Genomic DNA, 11,850 nt, shown 5'->3' on the forward strand with positions numbered 1-11,850 from the left:
CGCCATGCTGAGAAACGATCCCCATATCGGCGCCCCACGCAATCGCGTCGACGGGCCGGCCAAGGTCACGGGCGCCGCAACCTACGCAGCGGAGTTTGCCGCGAGCGACCTTGGCTATGGCTACATCGTCGAGAGCGCGATCGCGCGCGGAAGCATCGAGGCCATAGATGTCAGCGCAGCAGAAGCGGCACCTGGCGTGATCAAGGTCTTCACGCACGAAAACAAGCCGCGAACAGCCTGGTTCACCTACAAGTACCGCGATCAGGTCGGACCTCCGGGATCGCCTTTCCGCCCCCTCTACAGCGACGAGATCCAGTTCAGCGGGCAGCCCATCGCATTGGTCGTCGCGACGAGCTTCGACGCAGCCCGGGACGCGGCCGCTCTCGTGTCGGTTTCATATGAGCAACGGCCTCATCTCACCGATCTGCGTATCGCCCGAAAGGATGCGTACGAGCCGCCTAAGAAGCGCATGGGCATCGCGCCGCCTCCCGATCCGCGAGGCGACGCGGTGACGGCTTTCAGCGAGGCGCCCTTTCGCGTGAGCGCGGAATACACCATCGCTCCCGAGCATCACAATCCGATGGAGCTCCACGCCACGACGGTGATCTGGGAAGGCAACGGCAAGATTACCGTCCACGACAAGACACAAGGCGTGCAGAACAGCCAGGCCTACGTCGCCAGTGTCTTCGGTCTGTCGAGGGACGACGTTCGAGTCATATCGCCGTATGTGGGTGGCGGCTTCGGCTCGGGCCTGCGCCCGCAGCATCAATTGTTCCTGGCGGTGATGGCCGCTCTCGCGCTGGAACGCTCCGTGCGCGTCGAGCTGACGCGGCAACAGATGTTCAGCCATGTGCACCGGCCCGAAACCATCAATGCCGTGGCACTGGCGGCAGACGCCGGCGGCAAGCTCGTCTCGATCCAGCATCACGCCGTTGCCGCGACCTCGCAGTACGAGGACCACCAGGAGAACGTCGTCAACTGGTCCGGCCTGCTCTACCACGCTCCGAATGTCGAGCTGGGCTACGAGCTGGCCAAACTGGACATTTCCTCACCCGGAGACATGCGCGCCCCTGGAGCACCACTCGGCTTGTTCGCCCTCGAAAGCGCGATGGACGAACTGGCGGCCGCGGCGAACATTGACCCGATCGAGCTGCGACTCCGAAACTATACCGATCACGACGAGAACGACGGAAAGGCCTTCACCTCGAAGGAGCTGCGCGCCTGCTATCGCGAGGGCGCAGCACGGTTCGGCTGGAGCAGGCGCAGCGCGCAGGCGGGCAGCATGCGCGAGGGTCGCGAGCTGATCGGCTGGGGGATGGCCGGCGGCGTCTGGGAAGCCGGGATGATGAAGACGACCGCACGCGCCGTCCTCGCCATCGATGGTCGGCTGGAACTGGCCTGCGCCACATCCGACATCGGGACTGGCACCTACACGATCCTCGCACAGATCGGCGCAGAGACTCTCGGCCTGGATATGGAGCAGGTCACCGTTAAACTAGCGGACTCCACTCTGCCCGCTTCGCCGGTCCAAGGAGGATCCTGGACAGCGGCTTCAGCCGGTAGTGCCGTAATGGCCGCCTGCCAGGAGCTGCAGGCGCAGCTATTCAAGCTGGCGCGGAAGATGGAGGGCTCGCCCCTGGCTGATGCCAGCGCCGACGATATCGCCTTCACCAACGGCGCAATCCTGCTGCGAACCAATCCCGAAAAGTCTGTCTCGCTAGCCAAAGCGATCGCCGCGTCCGGCAAAACGAAACTGGATGCCGAGACGAGCGTGAGCCCCGATCTGGTCGGGCCGATGCGCTATGCCGCATACACGCACTCCGCCGTATTCGCGGAGGTGCGTATCGACGAGGAGCTTGGGCAGATTCGCGTGACGCGGGTCGTCAACGCGGTCGCCGCCGGGCGCATTCTCAATCCCAAGACAGCGCGCAGCCAGATCATCGGCGGTGTTGTCTGGGGCATAGGCATGGCGTTGCATGAGGAGACGCTGACGGACCATAGGCTCGGCCGTATCGTGAACCACTCGCTCGCCGAGTATCATGTCCCTGCCAACGCCGACATCTACGATATCGACGTGCTATTCGTGGAAGAGCACGACGACAAGGCCAGCCCAATCGGCGTCAAGGGGCTCGGTGAAATCGGAATTGTCGGCACAGCGGCAGCAATCGCCAACGCGATTTTTCATGCCACCGGCAAGCGCCTGCGCTGCCTTCCTATGACCATCGACAAGCTGCTGGCTGCGTAATCGGAAAGGAGATCAATGTGAAAATCTCGAACCACGACGAGTACAAGGCGGCCGTCGCGCGGGCGAGCTCGCTTTCAGATGCTCCTGAAGGATCTCCGTCCGGGGCCGAACATGCCGATCTGACCGCTGCGATCCGGGCTTGGGATGAAGAGCACAAGGGCCAGAACAGTCATGGACCCGAGCCTGCGGAAGGGTTGAATCGCCCAGACGATCTTGGGGTGTCAGGCCTACCAGGAAATCTGGGCAAGCTGCGCAAGGATTGAGAGAGGCTGCGCATCCGTTCGGCAGCTGCGGAAGCTCTCAGTTCGCCCGGAGATAGAGGTATTCTCCGTCAACTGCGAGCATCGAGTCCGATTTCATCCGCCATTGCAACTTACCGGCGGCATGCTGTGTGTTTGGGCTGGAGTGCGGCAAAAGAGGCTCAAATGTCGGAAAGAGCTGTGGCATTTGTCGAAGGCTGGATCGCAGACAATATAGCCAGTGAGGCGTTCCTTGAATCTGGCAGTAATCCTCGCGCCCGGCAGTTGGCCCAAGCAGCTATTGGCGCTGCCGAGCTTGCAGGTATTGCGACTAGCGAGATCGTCGAGGAGTTTCCCGATCTGACACTGAAAGTAACCCGAGCGATTGAAGCTGCGGCGGACGCCGAAGTCCGGCACCAGATCGACAATGATGACTGAGCACACGAGCCGGCCTGAGGGCAATTGGAGCAGCGGTCGAGTGTTGGCGTTCACAGTTGGCGCGTTGGGCGTAGTAACTGCCTTGATCCTCACCTTAGGCAGGCCTCGTAGAGACAATCGCGAACTGGCATATGCAAGCGAGTCGGACGCGCGTTCGGCAGCGGGGCTGGCAGCATCCGCACCCACGCAAATTCCAGGACGCGGCTGGCGTGAAATTCTCGGTCGAACCTATTCGGAGATGAATCGCGACCGCGTGCAAGCCGTAGCCGCAGGCGTAACGTTTTACAGCCTGCTCGCTCTCTTTCCGGCCCTTACCGCCTTTGTCTCGATCTATGGCCTTGTCAATGATCCAATCACGATTGGCGAGCATCTCAAGGGGCTTGACGCCTTCCTACCCGCCGGCGCGACAGGCTTTCTGACCGATCAGATTACCCACATCAGCAGCGGCAGCGGCGCGACATTGGGCTTTGCGTTCTTCGCCAGCCTCGCCATGGCGCTTTGGAGTGCAAATGCCGGCGTGAAAGCGCTTTTCGATGCCTTGAATGTTGCCTATGGCGAAGACGAAAAGCGGGGCTTCTTAAAGCTGAACGCAGTGTCGCTGGCCTTCACGGCTGGTATTATAGCTTTTCTGCTGATTGCCTTGGGGGCAATCGCAGCAATTCCCATCATTCTCGATTATGTCTATCTGGGTTCAGCGAGCGAATGGCTTATATCGATCGGGCGTTGGCCTCTGCTGTTCATCGTGCTCGTCATTGGCCTAGGCATCCTTTACCGCTTCGGGCCAAGTCGCGACGATGCCCAATGGAAATGGGTAAGCCCAGGCGCGTTGGTTGCGGCAATAGCGTGGGTCATCGGCTCGATCCTCTTCTCTTGGTATGTCGCCAATTTCGAGGATTACAACAAAACCTATGGCGCGATCGGTGCCGTAATCGGACTGCTGACCTGGATGTGGTTATCCGCCACTATCCTCTTGGCTGGGGCAGAGCTCAATGCCGAGGCCGAGCGGCAGACTGATCGGGACACCACCAAAGGCATTCCAATGCCTATCGGAACGCGCGGCGCTGACGCTGCAGATCGCAAACCCCAGTAAATGAAGCGTCGGGCAGATGGATCGAGTTGATCCACCACAGCGACTGATTTCCGTGGGCAGGAGCGTGTTAGTCCGGCAACGCTGGAAACAACTGAGCAAAGTTCGTTGTCCTCGACACGACAGCAGAGCGAACCATCGGCTTCAAACGCGCGAACCAACTGCGCCGGAACTTGAGCACATTAGGTACGTTCTAAGGTCGGCTTGCTAGGCCTCATCGCATTTCGGGGGGAATATCCGTGTATGCACCGTCTCGCCGCACGGTTCTCGCTCTGGTTTCTCTCGCCAGCACGCTCGCAAGCCGCGTCGCGCAAGCGCAGACACCGGCGACGCCGGCAAAAAGCTTCAGTTATGATGACGTCGTACAGCGGGCGATGGCGCTGGCAAAACAGCCTTTCGACGCCGAAAGCGCAAAGATTCCGGCTGAACTCTCAAGTCTGACCTACGACAGCTATCGCGAAATCCGTTTCCGGCGCGACAAGGCCTTCTGGCGCGATGGAGGATCCGATTTCCGTCTTTTCCCGTTCCATCTCGGCTTTCTGCACAACAAGCCCGTCCAGGTTCATATCATCAGCCACGGCAACGCGATTCCAATCCCGTTCACCACCGGGTTATTTGAATATGGCAAGGTCCCGGTGCCGAAGGGGTTGTCGCCCGCGCTTGGTTTCGCGGGTTTCGCGGTGACGACAAACCTGAACGATCCGAAGGTACAGGACGAGGTGATCTCGTTCCTGGGCGCCAGCTATTTCCGATTAATCGGGCGCGGCCATCGCTATGGGCTTTCGGCGCGCTCGCTTGCCCTAAATGTCGGCGGCGAGGGTCCCGAGGAATTCCCCTTCATGAGGGCGCTCTGGGTGGAGGAACCGACGCGGGACACGACTGAGCTCGTCATCTACGCGCTGCTCGACTCTCCATCCGTTGCTGGAGCTTTTCGCTATGTGGTCCGCCCGGGCCGTGACACTTCCATGGACGTCACCGCGACGATCATCCCACGCCGGGAGATCGAGCGGATCGGCGTCGCGCCATTGACTTCAATGTTCCAGGCAGGCGAAGGCGATCTCGCCCAGCGGACGGATTTCCGCCCCGAAATTCACGATTCCGACGGGCTGATGATGCAGTCCGGCAATGGCGAATGGATATGGCGGCCCATTCGCAACCCCAAAGCGCTGCGCATATCGAGCTTTGGCGACAAGAATCCGCGCGGCTTCGGCTTGATGCAGCGCGACCGCGACTTCGGAAGCTATCAGGATTTGGAAGCACGTTATGATGCTCGGCCGGGCTATTGGGTTCAGCCTCAAGGCGACTGGGGCGAAGGCCGGATCGACCTTATCGAAATCCCGACGGCGAACGAGACCTTCGACAATATCGTCGCTTGTTGGACTCCGAACTCACCGCTGCCCATAGGACATGCTACCGAGTTCCGCTATCGCATCTCGGCGTTGTCGACGACCTGGCACCTTCACCCGTACGCGCAGGTGCAGCAGACTTTTAATGGCTCGGATATCGAGGACGGCATCGTCGATGGAAGCGGCACGAAGCGGTTCATCGTCGACTTCGCCGGCGGCGATCTCGGCTATTACCTCAGCGAGCCCGATCGCCTTGAACTCGTTGCGACAACAACGGCCGGCACGATCACTACGAAGATCCTGACGTTTAATGCGCCCTTGAAAGGGGCACGTGCCATCGTCGACGCGACGCTGCCCGACGGCCAGTCGGCCGAGCTTCGCATGTTCGTCAGAACACGTAATCGAACCTTGAGTGAGACCTGGACCGCGACCTGGTCAGTCCCACCGGGCGATGCCGCACGGCTCCAACCGCCAAAGCAATAACTCGTGCGACGGCCGACCTTCCGTCGAGCGCACGGCGCTGGCGCTGAGTTTGAAAGATATCAGGCGATGCCCGCGATCGAGCCTTCATCCACCGACGCGAGACCAGCAGTCCGGTCATCAGCCGATGGGCTCGCAAACATTGCCATCGGCGCGTTTGTGATCGCTGCGCTGTATTTCGGACGAGAGGTTTTCGTCCCGGTGGCGCTCGCAATCCTGTTCAGCTTCGTCTTGGCGCCGCTTGTCAAAGGTCTGCAGAAGCTGCGTGTTCCGCGAGCGCTGGCGGTGTTTGCCGTCGTATTGATCGCCTTCGCAATATTGGCGGCCTTGACCATGGCGATGCTCGGCCAGGCGACGCAGCTGGCAAGTGATCTACCGACCTATCAGAGCACGATCCGCGCCAAGATCGCCGCCCTGAAAGGTTCGGGGCCCGAGAGCGGTGTTTTGAGCCGTGCCGCGGATGTCCTGCAGGACCTGGGGAAGGAGCTCGACCGTCCTAAGGCAAATCCGTCTGCTCCCGATGAGCGGCCGAGCCCTGCGCGAGATGGACGCCCAATTCCAGTTGAAGTCCATCAACCGGAGCCCGGTGCGCTCGAAACACTGCAGGCCTTTCTATCTCCTTTGATCCACCCTCTGACGACGACGGGCATCGTGCTGATCTTCGTGGTCTTCATCCTTTTGAAGCGCGAAGATCTTCGAAACCGGTTCATCCGATTGACTGGCACGTACGACCTGCAGAAGACCACGGCCGCGTTCGACGACGCCGCCAAGCGCCTCAGCCGGCTGTTCCTCACGCAGCTCATCGTCAACGCAGGGTTTGGCGTGGTGATTGGTTGCGGCCTCTGGGCGGTCGGCGTTCCCAGCGCTCTGCTCTGGGGAATCCTGGCGGCAATTCTTCGATTCATTCCCTATCTCGGCGCCATCCTCTCGGCAGTTTTCCCGATGGTGATCGCTGCATCGGTTGATCCCGGATGGTTGATGCTTGCACTGACGGCGACCTTGTTCGTGATCGCCGAGCCGGTTGTCGGGCATGTGATCGAACCGTTGGCCTATGGCCGCTCCACCGGGTTATCGCCTGTCGCCATCGTGGTCGCGGCGACATTCTGGACATGGTTATGGGGCCCCATCGGGCTCGTCTTGGCGACACCACTGACTGTGTGTCTGGTGGTCTTGGGTCGGCATGTCGAAAGGCTGGAATTCCTGGACGTCATGTTGGGGGATCGCCCTCCCCTTTCAGCGCCGGAAATCTTCTACCAGAGAATCCTCGCGGGAGACCCCGCGGAAGCGGCCGACAAGGCGGAGGAGGTGCTGAAGGAACGCTCGCTATCCGCCTATTACGACGAGGTCGCGCTCGAAGGCTTGCGGCTCGCTGCGGCGGACGAGGCGCGCGGCGTTCTCGATGCTCCCAGGCGCAATCAGATTCTTGCGACAATCCGCGAGGTGGTCGAGGATCTGTCGGACCATGACGACCTTCGTCCCTCACTCGACAATGCTGCTGCAGACCCTGAAACCGAGGCCGCCGTTGAGCAGACCAACGAAAAAGAGGGCGCCTCCGATTTGCCCGTCCTCACCATCGCTGAGCTGAAGGAAGCATTTCGGGACGGCGGCGGTGTTGTCTGCATCGGCGCGCGGTCGCAACTCGATGAGGCAGCCGCGCTCATGGTGAGCCAGATTTTGGGTAAGCACGGATTAGCCGCACACGCGCTCCCCCCGACTACCCTTTTGACCACTGGTTTGGACCGCCTCGCCGAGCAAAACCCTGCATTGATCTGTCTTTGCTCGATCGCCCCTCGGGGGGTGGCTCAGATGAAGTATGCCGTTAGGCGACTGCGACGCCGCATACCGGATGCGATTCTTGTCGTCGGGCAGTTGGCGCAAGCGTCGAACGCCTCATCGGATTTTCTCGGTCCTATGGACGCGGTCGAAACTTCCCTTCGAGGGATTTGTCGAGCTTGCCTAGCCTTGGCGGTACGAAATGAAGCGAAGTGATCGGGTGGCGACGGCCATCACTCCGATTGGAATGCGTCCCCTAACAGTTGAGCCGAGGTGCTCGTGAAATTGCGAGGACGTCCTGTTTTGATCGCACTCGTGTCAGCAGTTCTTGGAGCCGCGGGATGTCTCGTTGTCTTCAATCTGCTGCCCGAGCCGCAGGAGCTGAGGCAGCCGCTACCTCATCACCTGGCTTCATCGGATGAGCAGCTCAAGACATCGATGGGAGCGCTTTTCGGATCGAACTACCTGCCTGGGAACAGGATCGATACGCTGGTCAACGGTATCCAGATCTTCCCCGCCATGTTGCGCGCTATCCGCGAGGCAAGGCAGACCATCACCTTCGAGACCTACATCTATTGGCGCGGAGCCATTGCGGAGGAATTCGCCGACGCGCTCTCGGCTAAAGCTCGGGAAGGGCTGAGCGTAAAGGTCCTGCTCGACTGGGTCGGAAGCCTTCCCATGGATGAGCATTTGATCAAACGAATGCAGGATGCCGGTGTCGAGGTCGTGCGATTTCGACCGGTCACCTGGTACACGATCGACCGGGTAAACAATCGTACGCATCGGAAGTTGCTGGTCGTCGATGGCCGCCTCGGCTTCACGGGTGGGGTCGGCATCGCCGACGAGTGGAATGGCGATGCTCGTTCGCCCAACGAATGGCGCGACAATCATTACCGGGTTGAGGGGCCCGCCGCGGCGGAATTCCAGGCCGCTTTCGCGGAGCACTGGATCGAGGCGACCGGTGAATTGCTGTTGGGCGATCGCTTCTTCCCCAAGATAAGCCCGGCCGGCGATCGCGGCACACAGGTTGTCGTCAGCTCGACCCATCAGCGCAACGTCATGCATCTGATGCTCATGACTGCGCTTGCCGCTGCTCAGAAAAACATCCGGATCGCGACCCCATATTTTGTGCCGGACGAGCTGACACGGCAGCAACTTCTCGAAGCTCGAAAACGAGGCGTCGACATCCAGATCGTGGTCCCTGGTTCGCAGACAGACGCCCGCATTGTCAGGAAAGCGTCGCGGCATTTATGGGGAGATCTACTGCAGGCCGGTATCAAGATCAGCGAGTATCAGCCAACCTTCTTTCATTGCAAGCTGATCATAGTCGACGATGTTTGGACCTCCGTCGGCTCGACCAACATTGATGATCGCGCTTTGCGTCTCAACGATGAAGCCAACATCACTCTATTCGATCAGGAATTTGCTCGCGCTCAAACGGCCTTGTTCGACAAAGATGCTGCAGCATCGACGCCCTACACGTTCTCGGACTGGCAAAGCCGCTCCATGAATCAGAAGGTGACAGACTGGATATCCAGTCTCGCAAGTTCTCAGATTTAACCTCGCTCTCTCCCGTTATTCGGCGCAGAATGGTGTGGCCTACGGCCGGTCGCGCAGCGATAAATTTGCAATCATCAGGGTACCATAACGCAAGCAAGGGGCTGGATGCTGCCAGGACACACATTGCGTTGCTCTTCTAAGGTGGAGTGAGGCTTGATGTAGCCCTCTCGTTGCGAGATCGTGGCACAACAAATTCAGTCTAGGACTCTGCCTTGTCACTTCTGCCTCGCGAAACATCCGTGCACTACGAGCCCGACGAGCAGGTCGAGCGCATGAAGGCGGAGGTGACACGCAAGCTCTCCTATTCGCTCGGAAAGGACCCAGCCGTCGCGCAGGCGCATGACTGGCTGACGGCGGCGATTCTCGCCGCGCGCGACCATGTCATCGACGTCTGGCAGAAATCGACCCGCGAGAGCTATGCGACCGGCAGGAAGCGGGTCTACTACCTGTCCCTGGAATTCCTCATCGGCCGCTCTCTCGCCGACACGCTGAACAATCTCGGCCTGACCGGGGCGATGGCCCAGGCGTTGCGCGAGCTCGGCGTCGATCTCGCCGATATCGAGAACCTCGAACCGGACGCTGCGCTCGGCAATGGCGGCCTGGGCCGGCTCGCCGCCTGCTACATGGAGGCGATGGCCTCCACCGGCGTGCCGGCGCTCGGCTACGGCATCCGCTACGATCACGGCTTGTTCAAGCAGCGCATCGATGGCGGCCGGCAGATCGAGGTGCCGGAGGACTGGCTCTCCTTCCGCAACCCTTGGGAATTCGAACGGCGGGAGAGCGCCTACAAGATCGGCTTTGGCGGAAGCGTGACCGCGACCGAAAAGGTCGGTCAGGTGTTCTGGGCGCCGGAGGAAACGATCTTCGCCGTCGCCTACGATACCCCCGTCGTCGGCTGGCAGGGGCGCGACGCCAATACCTTGCGGCTGTGGCGCGCGCGGGCGATGCACCCGCTATCGCTCGATGCCTTCAACCAGGGCGACCTGGTCGGGGCCGTGGCCGAGCGCAACCGTGCGGAAGCGATCTCGAAGGTGCTTTATCCCAATGACTCGACCCCGGTCGGGCAGGAACTGCGCCTGCGTCAGGAGTTCTTCTTCACCTCCGCCTCGCTGCAGGACCTCGTCCGCCGGCACCATCGCCAGTTCGGGGCGCTCGACAACCTCGCCGAGAAGTCGTCGATCCAGCTCAACGATACGCACCCGTCGCTCGCGGTCGCGGAGCTGATGCGCCTGCTGATCGACGAGCACGAGATCGAATGGGAGCGGGCCTGGGAGATCACCACGGCGACGATCTCCTACACTAACCACACGCTCCTGCCCGAAGCGCTGGAAACCTGGCCGGTCGCGCTGATGGAGCGGTTGCTGCCGCGCCATATGCAGATCATCTTCGGTATCAATGCCCGCTTCCTCGACGGGGTGCGCCGCGATACCCCCGAGTCCGACCTCTCCGCCCTCTCCCTGATCGATGAATATCATGGGCGGCGGGTGCGGATGGCCCATCTTGCCTTCGTCGGCTCGCATAAGGTCAACGGCGTCTCGGCCCTGCATTCCAACCTGATGAAGGAAACGGTGTTCGCACCGCTGCACCGGGTCTTTCCGGACCGGATCACCAACGTCACCAACGGCATCACGCCACGCCGCTGGCTGCTTAATGCCAATCCGGGGCTGACGAGCCTCCTCAAGGAAACTTGCGGGGAGAAGGTCGCGGACGATATCGGGCTGATCCGCCAGTTCGCACAGCATGCCGATGATCCGGCCGTCCATGACCGGCTGGCTGGGATCCGCCGCGAGAACAAGCTCCGGCTCGCCAGGATCATCCGCCAGGATTGCGGCATCACCGTCGATCCCGCCGCCCTCTTCGACGTCCAGATCAAGCGCATCCACGAATACAAGCGCCAGCTGCTCAACATCCTCGAGACGATTGCGCTCTACGACGCCATCCGCTCCGAGCCCTATCGCGATTGGGCGCCGCGGGTGAAGATCTTCGCCGGCAAGGCCGCCTCGAACTACGCCACCGCCAAATCGATCATCAATCTCATCAACGATGTCGCGGCGGTGGTGAACAACGACATCAGTACACGCGACCGGCTCAAGGTCGTCTTCCTGCCGAACTACAATGTCAGCCTCGCCGAAACCATCATCCCGGCCGCGGATTTGTCGGAGCAGATCTCGACGGCAGGCATGGAGGCGTCCGGCACCGGCAACATGAAATTCGCGCTGAACGGCGCCATCACCATCGGAACGCTCGACGGCGCCAATATCGAGATCGGCGAGCGGGTCGGCGCGGACAATATCGCCATCTTCGGCATGACGGCGGAAGAGGTCGAAGCGGCGAGACGCGATCCACGGCCAAGTGCCGACATCATCCATGCCTCTGCCCATCTGGAGGGCGTTCTGGATGCCGTGGCCGGCGGAGCCTATTCGCCGCGCGACCGCGACCGCTATCTCGGCCTCGTCGACGGGCTTCTCGCCAATGACTGGTTCATGGTGCTCAACGATTTCGAGAGCTATCGCCTCACCCAGCGCCGGATCGACAGTCTCTGGGCGGATCAGACGCGATGGTGGCGCATGTCGGTGAACAACACGGCGCATTGCGCCTGGTTCAGCGCCGACCGCGCCATCCGCGAATATGCGCAGCGCATCTGGAGCCTGCCGGTCTCGGCATCGGGACAAGGCTGACGCC

General features: G+C 61.0%; 8 protein-coding genes. All 8 read left to right on the forward strand.

Annotation, left to right across the window (positions count from 1 at the left end; genetic code table 11):
• Positions 1-4: 4 nt before the first annotated feature.
• The 8 genes from ACWIEX_RS11820 to ACWIEX_RS11855 all read left to right on the forward strand — a co-directional run bounded on the left by ACWIEX_RS11820 (position 5) and on the right by ACWIEX_RS11855 (position 11,846).
• Complete coding sequence (locus ACWIEX_RS11820; protein WP_454033191.1) at positions 5-2,245, forward strand: xanthine dehydrogenase family protein molybdopterin-binding subunit; 2,241 nt, start codon at positions 5-7, stop codon at positions 2,243-2,245.
• A gap of 17 nt (positions 2,246-2,262) precedes the next feature.
• Entirely contained in the window at positions 2,263-2,508 is a 246-nt protein-coding gene (locus tag ACWIEX_RS11825; protein ID WP_454033192.1) for a hypothetical protein, read from the forward strand.
• A 177-nt stretch (positions 2,509-2,685) separates the two neighbouring features.
• On the forward strand, positions 2,686-2,922 hold the full coding sequence (locus tag ACWIEX_RS11830) for a hypothetical protein (protein ID WP_472841067.1): 237 nt from the start codon (positions 2,686-2,688) through the stop codon (positions 2,920-2,922).
• 40 nt (positions 2,923-2,962) lie between these two features.
• Positions 2,963-4,012, forward strand: a complete 1,050-nt coding sequence (locus ACWIEX_RS11835; RefSeq protein ID WP_454033499.1) for a YihY/virulence factor BrkB family protein — start codon at positions 2,963-2,965, stop codon at positions 4,010-4,012.
• Positions 4,013-4,248: 236 nt separating this feature from the next.
• Positions 4,249-5,838 carry an OpgD/OpgG family glucan biosynthesis protein gene (locus tag ACWIEX_RS11840; protein WP_454033194.1) on the forward strand — a complete coding sequence of 530 codons (1,590 nt, stop codon included), beginning with the start codon at positions 4,249-4,251 and terminating at the stop codon, positions 5,836-5,838.
• A gap of 66 nt (positions 5,839-5,904) precedes the next feature.
• On the forward strand, positions 5,905-7,824 hold the full coding sequence (locus ACWIEX_RS11845; protein ID WP_454033195.1) for an AI-2E family transporter: 1,920 nt from the start codon (positions 5,905-5,907) through the stop codon (positions 7,822-7,824).
• An 87-nt stretch (positions 7,825-7,911) separates the two neighbouring features.
• On the forward strand, positions 7,912-9,168 hold the full coding sequence (locus tag ACWIEX_RS11850; protein ID WP_454033196.1) for a phospholipase D-like domain-containing protein: 1,257 nt from the start codon (positions 7,912-7,914) through the stop codon (positions 9,166-9,168).
• A 272-nt stretch (positions 9,169-9,440) separates the two neighbouring features.
• Positions 9,441-11,846, forward strand: coding sequence for a glycogen/starch/alpha-glucan phosphorylase (locus tag ACWIEX_RS11855; RefSeq protein WP_454033500.1), 2,406 nt, complete (start codon positions 9,441-9,443; stop codon positions 11,844-11,846).
• The last annotated feature ends 4 nt before the right edge of the window (positions 11,847-11,850 follow it).

This window comes from Allobosea sp. NPDC055353, from assembly GCF_053644975.1.